The 16,919-nt window shown below is 59.9% G+C and carries 16 protein-coding genes; 5 read left to right on the top strand and 11 right to left on the bottom strand.

Annotation, left to right across the window (positions count from 1 at the left end; genetic code table 11):
- Positions 1-18 precede the first annotated feature (18 nt).
- The 3 genes from potC to potA are packed head-to-tail and all read right to left on the bottom strand — an operon-like array spanning position 19 to position 2,738.
- Complete coding sequence (gene potC, locus H598_RS0121575; RefSeq protein WP_028114861.1) at positions 19-789, bottom strand: spermidine/putrescine ABC transporter permease PotC; 771 nt, start codon at positions 787-789, stop codon at positions 19-21.
- Positions 782-1,642 (bottom strand): spermidine/putrescine ABC transporter permease PotB, encoded by an 861-nt coding sequence (potB, locus tag H598_RS0121570; RefSeq protein WP_028114860.1) that lies wholly within the window; start codon positions 1,640-1,642, stop codon positions 782-784. The genes potC and potB overlap by 8 nt, the downstream gene beginning before the upstream one ends.
- Entirely contained in the window at positions 1,629-2,738 is a 1,110-nt protein-coding gene (gene potA, locus H598_RS0121565) for a spermidine/putrescine ABC transporter ATP-binding protein PotA (RefSeq protein ID WP_028114859.1), read from the bottom strand. The genes potB and potA overlap by 14 nt, the downstream gene beginning before the upstream one ends.
- Positions 2,739-3,099: 361 nt before the next feature.
- On the opposite strand from potA, the gene H598_RS0121560 reads away from it, so the two are divergent.
- Genes H598_RS0121560 through H598_RS0121550 form a run of 3 tightly spaced genes read left to right on the top strand, consistent with a single transcriptional unit; the run spans position 3,100 to position 5,330 of the window.
- A complete protein-coding gene (locus H598_RS0121560) occupies positions 3,100-3,891 on the top strand; it encodes a hypothetical protein (RefSeq protein ID WP_156897145.1) in 792 nt (263 codons plus the stop codon).
- 17 nt (positions 3,892-3,908) lie between these two features.
- Positions 3,909-4,691: a glucosaminidase domain-containing protein gene (locus tag H598_RS0121555; RefSeq protein WP_035416426.1), complete on the top strand. Its 783-nt coding sequence runs from the start codon at positions 3,909-3,911 to the stop codon at positions 4,689-4,691.
- A complete protein-coding gene (locus H598_RS0121550) occupies positions 4,692-5,330 on the top strand; it encodes a DUF2987 domain-containing protein (RefSeq protein WP_084144588.1) in 639 nt (212 codons plus the stop codon).
- A 61-nt stretch (positions 5,331-5,391) separates the two neighbouring features.
- Here the strand turns inward: H598_RS0121550 and H598_RS0121545 are convergent, their stop codons facing one another.
- Genes H598_RS0121545 through H598_RS0121515 form a run of 7 tightly spaced genes read right to left on the bottom strand, consistent with a single transcriptional unit; the run spans position 5,392 to position 13,809 of the window.
- The gene (locus H598_RS0121545) at positions 5,392-6,537 is read right to left on the bottom strand and encodes an acyl-CoA dehydrogenase family protein (RefSeq protein ID WP_028114855.1); all 1,146 of its coding nucleotides are present in this window, start codon (positions 6,535-6,537) and stop codon (positions 5,392-5,394) included.
- 2 nt (positions 6,538-6,539) lie between these two features.
- Positions 6,540-7,370: an SDR family oxidoreductase gene (locus H598_RS0121540; RefSeq protein ID WP_028114854.1), complete on the bottom strand. Its 831-nt coding sequence runs from the start codon at positions 7,368-7,370 to the stop codon at positions 6,540-6,542.
- 9 nt (positions 7,371-7,379) lie between these two features.
- Entirely contained in the window at positions 7,380-9,332 is a 1,953-nt protein-coding gene (locus H598_RS0121535) for an acetyl/propionyl/methylcrotonyl-CoA carboxylase subunit alpha (RefSeq protein WP_281171334.1), read from the bottom strand.
- On the bottom strand, positions 9,332-10,153 hold the full coding sequence (locus H598_RS0121530) for an enoyl-CoA hydratase/isomerase family protein (protein ID WP_028114852.1): 822 nt from the start codon (positions 10,151-10,153) through the stop codon (positions 9,332-9,334). Before H598_RS0121530 ends, H598_RS0121535 begins: the two co-directional genes overlap by 1 nt.
- A 7-nt stretch (positions 10,154-10,160) precedes the next feature.
- Positions 10,161-11,315 carry an acyl-CoA dehydrogenase family protein gene (locus H598_RS0121525; protein WP_028114851.1) on the bottom strand — a complete coding sequence of 385 codons (1,155 nt, stop codon included), beginning with the start codon at positions 11,313-11,315 and terminating at the stop codon, positions 10,161-10,163.
- 14 nt (positions 11,316-11,329) lie between these two features.
- Positions 11,330-12,931: an acyl-CoA carboxylase subunit beta gene (locus tag H598_RS0121520; protein ID WP_028114850.1), complete on the bottom strand. Its 1,602-nt coding sequence runs from the start codon at positions 12,929-12,931 to the stop codon at positions 11,330-11,332.
- Between the two features lie 2 nt (positions 12,932-12,933).
- Positions 12,934-13,809 carry an SDR family oxidoreductase gene (locus tag H598_RS0121515; protein WP_028114849.1) on the bottom strand — a complete coding sequence of 292 codons (876 nt, stop codon included), beginning with the start codon at positions 13,807-13,809 and terminating at the stop codon, positions 12,934-12,936.
- A gap of 203 nt (positions 13,810-14,012) precedes the next feature.
- Here H598_RS0121515 and H598_RS0121510 point away from each other — a divergent pair, with 203 nt between their 5' ends.
- Positions 14,013-14,621, top strand: a complete 609-nt coding sequence (locus H598_RS0121510) for a TetR/AcrR family transcriptional regulator (protein ID WP_035416425.1) — start codon at positions 14,013-14,015, stop codon at positions 14,619-14,621.
- Between the two features lie 164 nt (positions 14,622-14,785).
- On the top strand, positions 14,786-16,549 hold the full coding sequence (locus H598_RS0121505) for an acyl-CoA dehydrogenase C-terminal domain-containing protein (protein WP_028114847.1): 1,764 nt from the start codon (positions 14,786-14,788) through the stop codon (positions 16,547-16,549).
- A 58-nt stretch (positions 16,550-16,607) separates the two neighbouring features.
- Here the strand turns inward: H598_RS0121505 and H598_RS0121500 are convergent, their stop codons facing one another.
- A complete protein-coding gene (locus H598_RS0121500) occupies positions 16,608-16,916 on the bottom strand; it encodes a hypothetical protein (protein WP_028114846.1) in 309 nt (102 codons plus the stop codon).
- Positions 16,917-16,919 lie beyond the last annotated feature (3 nt).

Here is a 16,919-nt window from a genome sequence, read left to right as displayed (position 1 = left end):
TATGACTCAAGCCGAAGCTTAAGCCGATTTTCGTTTCAGGATCAGCTGGGCCAGAGCCACCATCAGCAGCGACAACACCAGCATCAACGCCGCCAGAGCATTGACTTCAGGCGACACGCCCACCTTGACCATGGAGTAGATCTTCAGGGGCAGAATTTCATAGCCGGGACCGGTCACAAACGAGCTGATGATCACATCATCCAGTGACAGGGTAAAGCTAAGCAACCAGCCGGCAAAAATGGCCGGGGTGGCCAGCGGCAGGATGATCTTTTTAAAGATTCGCCACTCGCTGGCGCCCAGATCCCGGGCGGCCTCCAGAATGGCGTTGTCGAAGCCTTTTAGCCGGGCGTACACGGTCACCACCACAAACGGCAGGCAGAAGGTGATGTGGGCAAACAGCAGCGACCAGAATCCCAGTGCCATTCCCAGGCTGACAAACAGGGCCAGCAGTGACACCGCCATCACAATGTCTGGAGAGGTCATGACCACGAACAGCATGCCGTTGAGGGCAATCTTGCCTTTGAAGCGGTAGCGGAACAGCGCCACGGCGGTCAGGGTACCGATGATGGTGGCCAGGGACGCCGACAGCACTGCAATGGTCAGCGAGTGCGAGGCAGCTTGCATCAGGCCGGCGTTGTTGAGCAGGGCGTCGTACCACTTGGTGGTGAAGCCGGTCCACTTGATGCCGTATTTATGAGCATTGAAGGAGTTGGCCACCAGCACCGCAATGGGCAGGTACAGGTAGCTGAACAGCAACCCCAAAAAGCCCCATTTCAGAAACTTAGACATCGAACTCCTCCTTACGGCGCAGCATCTGGCTGACGCGGTGGTAGAGGAACAGCATCATCGCCATCATGATCAGCAGGGCCACGCTCAGGGCGCCGCCGAACGGCCAGTTTTGTGCCACCAGAATCTGGTCTTTGATCAGGTTACCGATCAATGGGTTTTTGGCGCCTTCCAGCAGGTCGGCAATGTAGAACATGCCCATGGCCGGCAGAAACACCATCAGGCTGCCGGCAATCATGCCCGGCAGGGTCAGGGGCAGTACGATGGTTCTGAAGGTGCGCAGTTTACTGGCGCCGAGATCCCGGGCCGCTTCCAGGTAGGAGGTGGGCAGCTTCTCGATGCTGGAGAACAGCGGCAGAATCATAAACGGCAGCAGGATATAGACCATGCCGATGAGCACCGCACTCTGGGTGTACATCAGCCGGATGGGTGTATCGATGAGGCCAAGCTCCATCAGGCCCCAGTTCATCACACCGCGAGTGCCGAGGATAATCTTGATGGCGTAGGTGCGGATCAGTGAGTTGGTCCAGAACGGCACGATCACCAGGAACAGCAGCACGCCCCGCACCTTGGGCGGAAACTGGGCGATAAACCAGGCGGCGGGGTAGCCGATCAGCAAACACAACAGGGTGGTGATGGCGGCCAGGTAGACGGAGTAGCCCACCACCTTGGCGTACATGGGGTCGATCAGCTGGGCGTAGTTGTCGAAGGTGAACTGAAACTTCACCAGATCGTGGACATCGGACACCAGGAAACTGCTGATCAGCACCATCAGGTTGGGCACCAGCACGAAGGTCACCAGCCACAGGCTGATGAGTCCGATGGAGAACCACTGAAAGGTTTTAGTCGCCTTCATAGGGCAGTACCACCTCCCAGCTCGGCACCCAGGACACTTCCACACGTTGGCCCAGGCTGTGGTCCACGTCCGGATCGTCCTCGTTGAAGAACTCAGACACCTGGATCTGTTGGCCATTATCCAGGGTGATCACCGAGTCCAGGGTCATGCCTTTATAGGTACGCTCGGTAACGGTTCCGGTGAGCAGATCGCTGGGCTGGTTGGCAACGATCTCGGTCAGGCGCAGATCTTCCGGGCGCAGCAACACATTGATCATGGTGGCGGGTGTCAGCGGCTCGGTGCTGTATACCGGGTAGCGTTTTCCGCTGATGTCGCACAGGAAATGACGCTCATCGATGGCTTCGATTACCTTGGCGGCAAACAGGTTGGATTCGCCGATGAATTCCGCCACAAACCGGCTATTGGGGGTTTCGTAGATCTCTTTCGGGGTGCCCGATTGCACCACCTTGCCGTCGCGCATCACCTTGATGCGGTCGGACATCGACAGCGCCTCTTCCTGATCGTGGGTGACGAAGATAAAGGTGATGCCCAGCTTGCGCTGCAACTGTTTCAGTTCGATCTGCATCTGTTTGCGCAGTTTGTAATCCAGCGCCGACAGGCTCTCGTCCAGCAGCAATACCTTGGGGCGGTTGACCACCGCGCGGGCGATGGCGATCCGTTGTTGTTGGCCGCCACTGAGTTGATCTGGCTTACGCTTGGCCATGGCATCCAGCTGCACCATTTTCAGCGCTTCGATCACCCGTTGCTTGATCTCGGGCTCCGGCACTTTCTGGGTCCGCAACCCAAAGGCGACGTTATCGAACACCGTCATATGCGGAAACAGGGCGTAACTCTGGAACACGGTATTAACGTGGCGCTGCTCGGCGCCAATCTGGGTGACGTCCTGCCCATTGATGAACAGGGTACCGGCGCTGCACTCTTCAAGGCCGGCAATCAGCCTGAGCACCGTGGTTTTACCGCAGCCGGACGGGCCGAGCAGGGTGACGAATTCGCCATCATTGATGTTCAGATCCAGATTCTGGATAACGGTCTTATCACCATAGCTTTTGGTGACGTTATTGAGGCGGACTATGGTCTCTTGAGTGGAGTGACTCATTGGCGGTTCCAGTTCAAGGCAGCGGGCTCGGGCTACGGGCATTAAATAACAGGCGGCGAATTCTAGTGCTTGTTAGGCAAAACGCCAAGCATTAACTGCCTATTCTAAAACCGTAATTCTATCGCACGTGAGTCAAGCTGTGGCCTGGATCACGTTTTGCCTCAGGTGCGGGATGTTTCGGGTGCTAAGGGGTGAAAATCCGGTGCAATCGGCTCGACAGCCAACAGCAATTTTAGTCAACAACCGCCGCCATTTCCGATAATCAGGTTTGCGGCCTGGTTCACAAGTTTGGGGCCAGCTGAAAAGCCGGGTATAATGGCAGCTAACTTTAATGTTTTTAGCGAGCTACGCCCGTTTTTACATGCAAAAATTGAATTTGATCGCCGTTCTGACCGAGACCTTCCGATTGATCCGTCAGGACGTGAAGCCGTTGTTGTTTGCCACCCTGGCCAGTGGCATCGCCATGGCGGCAGCAACCTTCCTGTGTTACACCGTCATCGATACCGTGTTGGGCATGCCGGTGACCTTTAGCCTCAGCGAGCCTTCCGACGGCTTTATGGTATTGCAGTTGATGATGGTGATCATGACCGCGCCCATTGAAGCGGGCTTGGCCTACATCGGTCTGCAACGGGCGCTGGATCGTCCGGTTAGCGCTCGTACCATGTTGGAGGTGGTGCCACTAACGGCGCCGCTGCTGCTGATCAGCCTCATCACCGGTTTTGTGTCTCAGCTGGGCTTCGCCTTGCTGTTCGTGTTGGGCGTCGGCTTGCTGGTGGTCCTGAGTCAGGCCAACCTGTACTTTTTGGTGCATCGCACCAACCCGCTTAAGAGCATCGTCGACAGTGCCAAGGTGATGGTGAAGCAGTTGTTGCCTCTGTGTGGCGCCTACCTGGTTGGCCTCATCGGGTTGATGTTGGCGTTCTGGCCCATGGCCATGGTGATTGCCAGCCATGCCCAGAAGCAACCTGTGGATGGCAGCACCGAGATGATTGCCGCCACCGTCACTCTGGCCGCCCTGTGTTGGGTCATTCCGTTCTTTTTCCAGCTTAAAGGGGTGGTGTACAAGCACCTGTTTGTGACCCCGGAAACCCTGAGCAGCGACGAAGCCAGCCCACCGGAACCGGGCGCCGGCAACGGCCGTTTCGAAGCCTGATGATCAGGAGGATCCTCATGAGACCCTTAGCAGGAATTATCATCGCCCTGGGGCTGGTGGCCTCGGGCGTGTTGCTGGTTCAGGTGATGCTGGACCAGCCTTCACACCGCCAGTCCGGCTTGCCGATTCAGCCCAATGCGTCGTTGAACCAACTGCCGGATTTCGCCGAAATCGCCGATGTGAAGGAGAAGAAGAAGGCCTTCTTCAGTTACTTACGGCCTGAGATCGAGCAGGTCAATCAACGCATCGCGTCCCAGCGTCAATTTTTGTTGCAACTGCAGAGTAAGCTGCAGCAGGGTCGCACGGTTGGCCGGGCCGAGATGAATCAGGCCGATCAAATTGCCCGTGAGTACGGCTACGACCTGCGCCAACTGTCTTTGGAGACCCTGGAGCCGCTGCTTAAGCGGGTGGATACTCTGCCGGTGGAAATGGTGCTGGTCCAGGCCGCCAACGAAACCGGTTGGGGCAGTTCCCGTTTTGCCCGCGATGGCCTGAACTTTTTTGGCCAGTGGTGCTTTAAGGCCGGCTGCGGCCTGGTGCCTCTGAGCCGGGACAGCGGTCGCAACCACGAGGTGGCCAAGTTTGACAGCGTCGGTGCCTCGGTGGCGTCCTACGTTAAGAACCTTAACTCCAACCCCGCCTATCAGGAGTTGAGGGACATCCGCTTTGATCTCCGGCAGCAACAGATGGACGTGACCGCCGCGGCACTGATTCCGGGGCTGATTCGCTACTCCGAACGCAAAGAAGCTTACATCGATGAGCTGTTGCAGATGTTAGAAACCAACCAACGGTATATGTAAATGAAAACACTCACAGGGATGTTGTTGGCCGCGTCACTGGCGTTGCCATTCTCTGCTTCGGCACTGACGCTGGACTACAAGGGCTTCTACGACCGAATGGACAAGTTGTATGAGCCGGACGTCAACCGCATGAAGCTGGTGTTCTATTTTAATCATCGTCAGAAGCATCGCCCTTGCCGCATCGACGATGGCGCCATTCTCAGCCATGGCAAACGGCTGCCGTTGCTGGTCGGTGACGATCAGCAGTTGCTGTTGCCATTTGACCGCAGCCTGCGCGAGAGCAGTGCCGTGATTCGGGTGGAGCTGGAAAACGACAACCAGTGCGATTTTGCCATGCAGCTGCAGGCGGAGGTGTTGGATAAGCGCCGTTACCTGGTTGAGGATGTGGCGGACATTCAGTTGCAGATGAACACCTTGATGCGGGCGTATGCCGGTGTTGGGTTTGGTTGGCTGCAGCCGGAGGTGAAGGGGGTCACGTTCACTCTGGCGCCGGCGTCAAAGGCGCAGTTTACCAACCCCGGCAGCCAGCCGTTGCCGGTGGATGACAAGGGCCGGTTAACGCTAACGGTGGATGAGTTCCCTGCCGGGGCGGAGCTGGTGTTCAGCCAGGCCCCTCACAGCATCTCGCCGATGATGTAGTTCGGGTCGAGCTGTCAGCATCAGAACGGGGCCGTAAGGCCCCGTTTTTGATGGCGCCTTGTCATGACGCCAACAGGCTCTTGGCGATGATCTCATTCATGATCTCCCGAGTACCGCCGCCAATGGACAGAATGCGACTGTCCCGGTACAGCCGCTCGACCAACGACTCGCTCATGTAACCCATACCGCCGAAGATCTGCACCGCCTCGTGGGTAATGAAATCACTGGTATCGGTGGCCAGATTTTTGGCCATCGACATCTCCATGACCACCGATTCCCCCTGATTTAGCCTGGACGCGGTGTGATACAGCATCTGCCTGCTGGCGGCCAGGCGGGTGGCCATCTCCGCCAGCTTATGGCGAATCACCTGGTGGCCCGCCAGCGGTTGGCCAAAGGTGTGCCGTTGGCGCACGTAAGACAGGCAGGCGTCCAGCGCCAGCTCTGAGGTGATGTTGGCCATCACCGCCAGACTCATACGCTCCTTCTGGAAATTGGACATGATGATGGGGAATCCGCGGTTTTCCTGGCCAATCAGGTTGGCCACCGGTACCCGGCAGTCGTCAAAAAACAGCTCGGCGGTGTCGCTGGCGTGCCAGCCCATCTTGTCCAGCTTGTGGCCACGGCTGAAGCCGGGGCTATCCGCCTCCACCAGCAGCAGACTGATGCCGTGATGACCGACCGGGCCGGTGCGCACTGCCACGGTCACCAGGTCGGCGCGGCTGCCGCTGGTAATGAAGGTTTTGCTGCCGTTGATGCGGTAATGGTCGCCGTCGCGAACCGCGGTGGTATGCAGGTTAGCGACGTCACTGCCGCCACCGGGCTCGGTGATCGCCAAGGCGGCGATTTTATCGCCGCAGAGAACCGCTGGAATCACCCGTTGCTTGAGCGCGTCCGAGCCGAAGTTGACCACCGGCGGCAGGCCGATGTTGTGAGACAACAGGCTGGCAAACAGGCCGCCAGAGCCGCAGCGCATCAGGGCTTCGCTCATGGCGATCAAGGCAAACAGATCACAGGGCGTGCCGCCGTACTGCTCGGGGTAATCCAGCCCCAGCAATCCGGCTGCGCCGGCTTTGCGGTACAGCGAGCGGGGAAAGCCGCGCTGGCGTTCCCACTGGTCGATATTCGGCGCCACCTCTTGCTCGACAAACCGGGTCGCAGTGTGTCGAATCATCTGCGACAGTTCATCAAAGTAGGGAGACCTACCCATGATTACTCCTCGACGAACAGATCGGTAAAGAAGCGGGTGGTCCCTGGTACGTAGGCGTACTGGTCAAACTGGGTCTGGCCCATGCGTCGTAAAATCAGCTCATCGATAAGCAGTTCGCCGCTGAGCTGGTTACCGGTGTGGCTGACGATGGCGTGGGCGGCGTCGGCCATGATGTCGGTGGTGCGGCTGACCGGAAACAGTTTTTCACCGCCGGCTTCAAACTTGACTGCATCGGTAGCGATGGTGGTTTTCGGCCACAGTGAATTGACGGCGATGCCGCGGTCGCGAAACTCCTCGGCCATTCCCAGAGTCAGCATCGACATGCCGTACTTAGTGGTGGTGTAGGGGCCATAATCCTTAAACCACTTAGGATCCAGGTTGAGGGGCGGTGACAGGTTGAGAATGTGGGCGTTGTCGGACTTGCACAGCAGCGGCAGCAGGGCCTGGCTGCACAGCATCACCGCCCGGTTGTTGACCTGATACATCAGGTCGTAGCGTTTAACCGGGGTGTGTTCGACGCCGGTGAGCCGTATGGCGCCGGCGTTGTTGATCAGTATGTCCAGCTTGCCGAATTTCGCTTCTACCGCTTTGGCCATCTCGGTGACCGAGGCCTGGTCGCGCACATCCAGCTTTACTGGCAGCGCTTCAACCCCTAAGGCTTCGACCTCGTCGGCGACACTGTGGATGGTGCCCGGCAGTTTGGGGTGGGCGGTATCGGATTTGGCGGCGATGACCACGTTGGCACCGTGACTGGCCAGCTTTAACGCCATGGCCCGGCCGATGCCTCGGCTGGCACCGGTAATGACGGCGGTTCTTCCCTGTAGGTTGTTCATACTTGCTCCTTAGTCGGCTATGGCAACCAGCAGTTGCCGGGCGGTTACCTGTTGCCCTTCCTTGACCTGAAGCTGCGCGACTCTGCCGCAGCGATCGGCCTTGAGGGGCATCTCCATTTTCATTGCTTCCATCATCAGCAGAGTTTGCCCCTGGGTGACTTCATCGCCCAGGTTGACGTGGACAGTCTGAACGCAGCCATCCATCAGGGCTCGTATTTCGCCGTCGCCTTGTTGCGGGCCGCTGCGACGACGCCGATGACTGATGGATTCAACATGAACCTGTTGGCCGTGAAAATCCAGCCACAGCTGATGGCTCTGGCAAACGGCGACAATCCACAGGCCGACGCCGTCGACCTCCACCAGGGTGCGGTGGTGCTGTCGGCGAACTACCCGGCAGCGGTGCTGCCAGTCTTCAGACGCTATCTGCAGGGCATCGGCTTCGGCGCTCAGGGTCAGGGTACAGCGGTGATCTGCCACAGTCAGGGTGTACTGGGACGCCGGCGAAGATCCGTGTCGAAGTGGCGCAAGGGCCGGGCGGTTGTCGCTGGCGCTCCACAGCAGGGTGGCGGCAATGGCCCACAGCCGTGAGGGCGGTGGGCCGGGCGTGAGGCTGGGGTGGTCGCTAAACTGGTCGGCGATAAAACCGGTGTTGGCCTGGCCGCTGCTAAAGGTTGGGTGGCACAGCAGCGCCGACAAAAATTGGCGATTGTTGGCCACGCCCAGCAGGGGCGAGTCCAGCAGGGCTCGATTCAATCGGCGCACTGCGGTGGCACGATCCGGTGCCCAGGCGATCAGTTTCGCCAGCATCGGGTCATAATGGCTGCCGATGGTTTGGCCTTCGTCGATGCCGGCGTCAATGCGAATGCCCTCGGCCTGACAAGGCTGCCACAGCCTGACGATGCCGGTCTGGGGCCGGAACTGTTGGGATGGGTCTTCGGCGTACAGGCGGGCTTCGATGGCATGACCCTGTATTCGAACCTGATCCTGAGTCAGCGCCAGCGGCTCGCCCGCGGCAATGCGCAGTTGCCATTCCACCAGATCGAGGTCGGTGATCATCTCGGTCACCGGGTGCTCCACCTGCAGGCGAGTGTTCATCTCCAAAAAATAGAAATGGTCGTCCCGGTCCAGCAGAAACTCTACCGTGCCGGCGCCTTGGTATTGACAGCTTTGGGCGGCCAGGATCGCCGCCTGACCCATGCGCCAGCGCAGTTCAGGTGAGACCGCCGGTGAGGGCGCTTCCTCCAGCACCTTCTGGTGTCGACGCTGCACCGAACAATCCCGCTCGGCCAGGTGGATGCAGTGGCCGTCGGCGTCGGCCAGAATCTGAAACTCGATATGACGGGGCGCGATCAGCGCCTTTTCCAGTATCAGTTCGTCGCTGCCAAAGCCGTGCAGGGCTTCGGAGCGGGCGCTGGCAATCTGCTGAGCCAGGTCCGACTCGTGGTGAACCAGTCGCATGCCGCGGCCGCCGCCACCGGCGGCGGCTTTGACCATCACCGGCAGACCAATCTGCTGGGCTTCTTCCATCAGTCGTTGGTCACTCTGATCCTGGCCCTGGTAGCCGGGAATGCAGGGTACGCCCGCGTCCAGCATCGCCAGCTTGGCCAGGCGTTTGTTGCCCATCATCTCGATGGCGTCGGCGCCGGGGCCGATGAACGTCAGCTGCTGCTGAACGCACTGGCGGGCGAAATCGGCGTTTTCAGACAGGAAGCCGTAGCCGGGGTGGACAGCGTCGGCGCCACTGTGGCGGGCGGCATCCAGCAAGGCCTGGGGGTTGAGGTAGCTGCGTTGGACGTCGGCGGCGCCGATGCAGATCGCCTCGTCTGCCAGTGCCACGTGAGGGGCGTGGGCGTCGGCGTCGGAATAGACTGCCACCGTTTGGTAACCCTGCTGGCGTGCGCCGTGAATTAGACGGACTGCGATCTCGCCCCGGTTGGCAATCAGTACTTTGTGAAAACTCATCACACCTCCAACGGCTCGTCGGCCCAGCGGGGCCGACGTTTCTGAGTAAAGGCTCGGGTGCCTTCCCGGCCTTCGTGGCCACACACCGCCGCGGCAAACTGGCGGGCTCCGAGGTCCAGCAGTGGTTTGCGGGGTAACTGGTCGGCATTGAGCAGCAGTGCCTTGGTGACGGCATTGGCGGCCGGTGCGCAGCGGTTCAGTTCCGCAAGTATGTGGTTGCGTTGCTGGATAAGGTCGTCATCATCGACGGCAAGCTGCTGCACCAATCCCATTGCCAGGGCGGCCGAGGCCTCGATCTGCCGGGCCAACAGCGCCAAGGGGCGGGCACGGGTCAGGCCGATGCGGTCGACCACAAAGGGAGCAATCTGCGCCGGAGGGATTCCCAGGCTGGTTTCTGGCATTCCCAGCCGACTGTTTTGATGGGCGATGGTCAGATCGCTGACGCACACCAGCCCGAGTCCGCCACCGAGCACGCCGCCGTGGGTCAGCACCAGAATAAACTGCGGTGCCTGGTTCAGCTCCATCAGCAACTGTCCATAGGCGCGGTTAAGGCGCTCAAACGCGGCTTGGTCGTCGCCATTGGCGCCACGCTGACCGGCTGCGGCCATCTCTTTCAGATCGCCGCCGGCGCAGAAATGATCGCCCTGGCCCTGAATCACAATGGCACGGCACTGGCGGTCATCCCGCACCGAGTGCAGCGCCTGGCGCAGTTCGCTCACCATGGCCAGGTTCATGGCATTGCCGCACTCCGGCCGATTCAGGGTCAATTGCAGCGCCCCTTGCGCCAGGCGGGTTCGAACGGCTTGCTGGTTACTCGCCATGGTCGAACTACCCCCGTTTGGGCAGGATGCCCATCTTCTTGCAGATGATCCCCAGCACCACTTCGTCGGCGCCGCCGCCAATGGAGCACAGGCGCTGGTCCCGGTAGGCTCGGGATACCGGGTTGTCCCACATGAACCCCATGCCGCCCCAGTACTGCAGACAGCTGTCGGTGATCTCCCGGCACAAACGGCCGCCTTTGAGCTTGGCCATGGAGGCCAGGGTGGTGACGTCCTCGCCCTGGATGTAACTGCTGGTGGCCTGATAGACCAGGGCCCGCAGGCACTCCAGTTCGGTTTGAAGTTCCGCCAGCCTGAAATGCACCACCTGGTTGTCCAGCACCGATTGACCGAAGGCGCTGCGTTCGCGGGTGTAATCGATGGTCTGAGTGATGCAGTTCTCCAGCGACTTGATGCACATGGCAGCACCAAACAGCCGTTCCTCCTGAAACTGCAGCATCTGCATGGTGAAGCCGGCACCCTCCTGGCCGATGCAGTAGGCCTGAGGAACGCGAACGTCATCAAAAAAGATCTGCGCGGTGTCGGAGCTGCGCATGCCCAGTTTATCGAGCTTGTCGGAAAAGCTGATCCCCGGGGTGTTGGTGGGCACGATGATCAGCGATTTGTTTTTGTGGACGGCGTCGTCGGAGGTGTTGGCCAGCAGACAGATGAAGTCGGCCTGGGTGGCGTTGGTGATCCACATCTTGCTGCCATTGATGACGTAGTCATCGCCGTCCTTTCGCGCCTGAGTCTTAATGGCGGCGACGTCGGAGCCGGCTCCGGGTTCACTGACCCCAATGGCGGCCACCATCTCGCCGGCGATGGCCGGGGTCAGAAATTGATCCCGCAGGGCATCGCTGCCAAAGCGCGCCAGGGCCGGGGTCGCCATGTCGGTCTGAACGCCGATGGACAGGGGCACGCCACCACAATGGGCGGCGCCGATCTCCTCGGCGAAGGCAATTTGATAGCTGTAATCCAGGCCCAGGCCGCCAAAGGCTTGCGGCTTGGTGATCCCCAGCAGCCCCAACTGGCCGAGCTTTTTGAAAACGGTCTTAGCGGGGTAGTGGCCTTGTCGTTCCCATTGATCCACATAGGGGTTGATTTCGGTATTGACGAACTGGCGAACTGTCTGGCGAAGTTGTTGATGTTCTTGGGTAAACATTATGAGCTCCTGAGGGATCAAAATCGGCTGACACCAAAATGGCCGGGATTAACAGGGCGGTCGGCCTGCAGGCAAACGTCCAGCAGCAGCGACAGTAAGCGGCGGCTGTCGCGAGGATCGATCATGCCGTCGTCCCACAAGCGGGCGGTACAGGCCAGCGGCGACGAGGTGGCTTCCATCATCGCCTCGGTGCGCTGTTGCAGCGCGTCCAGCTGGGCTTCATCCAGCTGTTCGGTTCGACGCATTTTGGCTTCGGCGACGATCCTGAGCACCTGACCCGCCTGGGAAGGCCCCATCACCGCGGTGCGGCTGTTGGGCCAGGCAAAAATGAAGCGAGGGTCGAAGCCCCGGCCGCACATGGCGTAGTTGCCGGCGCCATAGGAGCCGCCCACCAGCAGGCTCAGCTTAGGCACTCGGGCATTGGCCACCGCCTGGATCAGCTTGGAACCGTGTTTGATGATGCCGCCCCGTTCCGATTCGGTGCCCACCATAAAGCCGGTGGTGTTGTGAAAGAACAGCAGCGGTAAGCCGCTCTGTTCACACAGTTGAATAAACTGGGCGGCTTTATTGGCGCCTCTGTGGGTAATGGGGCCGTTGTTGCCAATCAGGCCACAGCGGTGGCCATTGATGCTGAGGTGGCCGCACACGGTTTGACGGTCGAAGTTGGCTTTAAAATCAAGAAACCGTGAATCGTCGGCGATGCGGGCGATCAGTTCGCGCACGTCGTAGCCGGTCTTAGGGTCGGCAGGCACCAGGTTCAGCAGTTCCTCCTCGTCGTGGCGGGGAGGCAACCCTTGTGACTTGGGCGTCGGTGTCGGCGGGCCAATCTGGGCCATCAGCTGCCGGGCCTGTTCGATGGCGTCGGTGTCGTCCTCCGCCAGGTACTCGCCACTGCCGACGTCTTCGATGTGCATCTCGGCCCCGCCAAGCTGTTCATCGGTGGCGATCTCGCCGGTGGCCGCCTTGAGCAGGGGCGGGCCGGCCAGATACATGCTGGCCTGGCGTTTTACCATGATGACGTAATCGGACAGTCCGGGCTGATAGGCACCGCCGGCAGTGGCGCTGCCGTGCACTACGGTGATCTGCACGATGCCCGCCGCCGACAGCCGGGCCTGGTTGGCAAAAGCCCGACCGCCTTCGCAGAAGGTTTCGGCGGCGTAATTAAGGTTGGCGCCGCCGCTTTGGGCCAGGGTGACTATGGGTAATCGATTTTCCAGGGCGATCTGCTGCACCCTGAGTTTTTTCTTCAGCCCCATGGGCGAAATGGTGCCGCCTTTGATGGCGCAGTTGTCCACCACCACCAGGCAGCGAACACCGGCGACGTAACCCAGGCCAGCGATGCAGCCGCCCCCGGCACCGCTGCCGTCTTTGTCGTCGTCCATCTGGTAGCCGGCCAGGCTCGACAGCTCAATAAAGGCCTCGCCCGGATCCAGCAGTCGGCTCAGCCGCTGCCGTGGCAGCAGCTGCCCCCGTCGGGCAAAAGTGTCGGCGGCGCGGTTGGCGGTGTCTTCGACAAAGGCTTCCACCTGACGGAACCGGTCGATGGCCGATTGCATTGCCTGGCGGTTGCGCAGGCCTTCGGCGCTGTGAGGGTCAAATTGGGATTCGATCACGGCCATGGCTACTCTCCGGTACTGAGCACGTCGGGCAGGGTGGCCCGGTGAAAGCCCTGATAGCTGGTGCTGTTGCTGGCACTCTGCTGGTGGATCGGCCAGGTGGCCGCCCCTTGAGAGGCGGCGCCATCGACTCGCAGGGTGGCTCCGGAGATAAACCCGGCGCCGTCGCTGAGCAGGAACACAATGGCGGCACTGATCTCAGATTCCGTGGCCATCCGCTTCAGGGGCACTGCTTGTTTAAGTTTGGGGATCAGCGATCGCATGGGTTCGTCGTAGGTGTCCATGCCGCTGGACGCGACCCAGCCTGGTGCCACCGCATTAACCCGCACGCCGTAGCGGCCCCATTCCCAGGCCGAGGTTTTGGTGAGGTTATCCATCCCAGCCCGGGCGGCGCCGGAGTGACCCATGCCGGGCATCCCGCCCCAGTTGTCGGCGGTGATGTTGACGATGGCGCCGCCGTGGGCCTTCATCGATTGATTGAACACCTCCCTGGCCATCAAGAACCCGCCAACCAGGTTGGTGCGAACCACGGTTTCGAAGCCTTTCTGGTTGATCTGTTCCAGTGGGGCGGGGTATTGGCCGCCGGCGTTATTCACCAGGCCGTGGATTGGACCGTGCTTGCTGACCAGCAAACCGATGGCGTCGATCACCGCCGCTTCATCGCGTATGTCCAACGCCAGCACATCGGCCAGGCCGCCGTCTTCGATGATCTCTTCCTGCACCGTCAGCAGCTTTTCAATCTTGCGGCCGATCAATACCACGGTAGCGCCCAGCGCCGCCAGTTCGTGGGCGCAGCAGCGACCGATGCCACTGCCGCCGCCGGTGACAATGAGGGTTTTGTTGGCCATCAGGCCTTCGGTAAACACGGAACGGTAGGCCATTGCACACTCCTGTTGTGTCCGGTTGGTCGGGGGTGAGTCAACCGTAGTCTGCCCATGAAAACTGTGTTAAATTTAACCTAACCTAGCAAGCGCTTGGTTTGCAACCTTGGGTTGGCATTTCTCGTCTATTCAGCAAAAGGGCAAACAGTGATAGCATCGGCGCCTGGCAACGATTTAAGCGCATCAGAACTCGGGAGAACGTTTTGCTTGAAACAGTAGAACAACAACTAATCGATGACGGCATTCTCGCGGATCCCAGCAGTCCCCGTGGCCGGCTGCTGGGCCAGGCGGCCCGGCTGTTCCGGGAAAAGGGCTATCAGAGCACCACGGTGCGCGATCTCGCCAGTGCGGTCGGCATCCTGTCCGGCAGCATTTTTCATCACTACAAGAACAAAGACGCCATCCTCAAGGCCGTCATGCTGGAGGGCATTCATTTCTCCATGGGGCGGATGCGCACCCAACTGGCGGCGGCGCCGACCACCATCGATAAGTTGCGGGCGCTGATCGCCTGCGAGCTCGATTCCATGAATGGCGACAAGGGCGATGCCATGGCGGTAGTGATCAACGAGTGGCGTTTTCTGTCCGACGTTGGTCAGGCTGACATCCTGGCGCTGCGAGAGGCGTACGAGAAGATGTGGATCGATGTCCTCGAGCAGGCAAAAAACGAGAGCCTGATCTCGGCACCGCCCCAGGTTCTGCGTAAACTGCTGTACGGTTCGATCACCTGGACTGACAAATGGTTTCGCGCGGGCGATCCCTTGTCCTACGAGCAGTTGACCGACGAAATTCTGCACCTGGCCATCAAAGCCTGACACGGTCTCACCGTTTGCCCAGGTCGTCGCGCTGGCTGCCTGGGCGAGTTTTCGTATTGCCGTCGATACGCTTGAGAGCGATTCACCTTGAATTCCTCCCCATAATCTCTGAAACTAAACGGGTGTTTTAAATTTACGTTTAGATTCTTCATCAGGAAGTGACCATGCAATATAACGCCCCGCTTACAGAGATGCAGTTTTTGCTCAAGGATGTGTTTCGGGCTTCAGAGGTGTGGCAATCCGTGCCAGCACTGGCTGAGGCCATCGATATGGATACCGCTGCCGCGATTCTGGAAGAGGGTGCCAAGATCACCCAGACTCTGATTGCGCCGCTCAATCGCAGCGGTGATGAGGAGGGGGTGCGGTTTGATCAGGGCCAGGTGATCACGCCCCAAGGGTACAAACAGGCGTACACCACCTATGCAGAATCCGGTTGGGTCGGGCTGTCCGGTGACCCGGAATACGGCGGCATGGGGATGCCGAAGATGCTGGGGGTGCTGTTCGATGAGATGGTCTACAGTGCGTCCAACGCCTTTGCCCTGTATGGTTCCCTGACCGCTGGCGCGGCGCTGTGCATCGCCGCCCACGGCAGTGAAGAGTTAAAACAGACCTACCTGCCCAAGCTGTACAGCGGTGAGTGGAGCGGGGCCATGGACATGACCGAGCCTCAATCAGGTTCCGATCTGAGTCAGCTGCGCACCAAGGCCGTGGCTCAGGAGGATGGCAGCTATCGCCTGACCGGCTCTAAGATCTTCATCACCGGCGGCGATCACGACCTTACCGATAACGTGGTCCACCTGGTGCTGGCCAAGTTGCCGGATGCGCCCGGTGGCAGCCGAGGCATCTCCTTGTTCCTGGTGCCCAAAAATCGCGTCAATGACGATGGCAGTGTCGGCGACAACAACGGCGTGACCTGTGGGGCGGTGGAGCACAAGATGGGCATCAAAGCCTCGGCCACCTGCGTGATCAATTTCGATGACGCTCAGGGTTACCTGGTGGGCAAGGTCAACCGGGGCCTGGTGGCGATGTTTACCATGATGAATTACGAGCGATTGTCCATCGGCATTCAGGGCCTGGGCTGTTCGGAAGCGGCCTATCAGTTGGCCGCCAATTACGCCAAGGAGCGCAAGCAGGGTAAGGGCAGTGGCCGTGGTCTGGGTGGCGAAGCCGATCCCATCGTGGTGCACGGCGACGTTCGTCGAATGCTGCTTGAGATTGCGGCGATGACCGAAGCCGGCCGGGCCCTGTCGGTGTACACCGGCATGCAATTGGATCTGGCCAAACACGGCGACGGCGAGGTGCAGAAGCGCGCCGCCGATCAGGTGGCGATGTTGACGCCCCTGGTTAAGGCCTTCTTTACCGACAAAGGACTGGAGTCTACGGTTCATGCCCAGCAAGTGTTTGGCGGTCACGGCTACATTCGTGAGTGGGGGGTGGAGCAGCTGGTTCGAGACGTTCGCATTGCCCAGATCTACGAAGGCACCAATGGCATTCAGGCCCTGACGCTGGTCGGCCGTAAAGTGGTGGCCGATCGCGGCGCCGGCTTGCTGGCGCTGAAGCAGCAGATCGAGCAGGAGCTGAGCGAACTCGGTGCCGCCTGGCAGCCACAACTGCAGCAGTTGCTGGCGCTGTTTGACGCCTTGCTGGAAAAGGCGCAGGAACTGGCAAACAGCAGCACCAAGGCCGATGCCATCAACAGTGCCGCCACCGATTATCTGCACGCCAGCGGCCATGCTATCTACGGCTGGATGTGGCTGAAAATGGTGTCTGCGGCGGAGCAGGGCGACTACGAGCCGGCGTTTGTGGAGCGTAAGGCGATGCTGGCGCGGTACTTCTTCGAGCGGCAACTGCCTAAGGCCCACTATCACCTGCAGATCATCAACCAGGATCCGTCGGCCATCATGTCGATGCCAAACGAGTGGTTCTGAAGACGGTGACAGACATTAACGGGGCCTGATGGCCCCGTTTTTTTATGACATCGTTGGGTCAGCGCTGTTTCTGCTGCGAAAACGGAATGGCGTGGACATTGGATTCGGTGGCGTAGCGATCCGACACCTCTTTCCAGTAGGTCTTGGGAAGATGGATGAGGAAGTAGTTTTCCTTGAGCGCGTCGGTAATAAAGCCCATGCCGTGGCGACAGAGTTCAAAGTGCACATCGGCGATAAAGTCCTGGCGGAACGTCTGCCGCCCCGACAGCTCGCGAATGTCGGCCTTGGTCAGATACAACCCCTGAGGGTGGAACCCGAACCTATCCTTTAACCACACTGCAAACTCTTTGGCGCTCTTCATCGACATAGG

It is taken from the genome of Ferrimonas kyonanensis DSM 18153, assembly GCF_000425405.1.
GTDB lineage: Bacteria > Pseudomonadota > Gammaproteobacteria > Enterobacterales > Shewanellaceae > Ferrimonas > Ferrimonas kyonanensis.
Note: the sequence above shows the minus strand (reverse complement) of the source record. Positions and strands in the feature narration are given on the sequence as shown.

Bases quoted from the DNA above. Each gene is read 5' to 3' on its own strand.
- H598_RS0121545 (WP_028114855.1), bottom strand. From the start codon at position 6,537: ATGGGTAGGTCTCCCTACTTTGATGAACTGTCGCAGATGATTCGACAC.
- H598_RS0121535 (WP_281171334.1), bottom strand. From the start codon at position 9,332: ATGAGTTTTCACAAAGTACTGATTGCCAACCGGGGCGAGATCGCAGTC.
- H598_RS0121555 (WP_035416426.1), top strand. From the start codon at position 3,909: ATGAGACCCTTAGCAGGAATTATCATCGCCCTGGGGCTGGTGGCCTCG.
- H598_RS0121560 (WP_156897145.1), top strand. From the start codon at position 3,100: ATGCAAAAATTGAATTTGATCGCCGTTCTGACCGAGACCTTCCGATTG.
- H598_RS0121520 (WP_028114850.1), bottom strand. From the start codon at position 12,931: ATGGCCGTGATCGAATCCCAATTTGACCCTCACAGCGCCGAAGGCCTG.
- H598_RS0121500 (WP_028114846.1), bottom strand. From the start codon at position 16,916: ATGTCGATGAAGAGCGCCAAAGAGTTTGCAGTGTGGTTAAAGGATAGG.
- H598_RS0121530 (WP_028114852.1), bottom strand. From the start codon at position 10,153: ATGGCGAGTAACCAGCAAGCCGTTCGAACCCGCCTGGCGCAAGGGGCG.
- H598_RS0121550 (WP_084144588.1), top strand. From the start codon at position 4,692: ATGAAAACACTCACAGGGATGTTGTTGGCCGCGTCACTGGCGTTGCCA.
- H598_RS0121505 (WP_028114847.1), top strand. From the start codon at position 14,786: ATGCAATATAACGCCCCGCTTACAGAGATGCAGTTTTTGCTCAAGGAT.
- H598_RS0121515 (WP_028114849.1), bottom strand. From the start codon at position 13,809: ATGGCCTACCGTTCCGTGTTTACCGAAGGCCTGATGGCCAACAAAACC.
- H598_RS0121540 (WP_028114854.1), bottom strand. From the start codon at position 7,370: ATGAACAACCTACAGGGAAGAACCGCCGTCATTACCGGTGCCAGCCGA.
- potC (WP_028114861.1), bottom strand. From the start codon at position 789: ATGTCTAAGTTTCTGAAATGGGGCTTTTTGGGGTTGCTGTTCAGCTAC.
- potB (WP_028114860.1), bottom strand. From the start codon at position 1,642: ATGAAGGCGACTAAAACCTTTCAGTGGTTCTCCATCGGACTCATCAGC.
- potA (WP_028114859.1), bottom strand. From the start codon at position 2,738: ATGAGTCACTCCACTCAAGAGACCATAGTCCGCCTCAATAACGTCACC.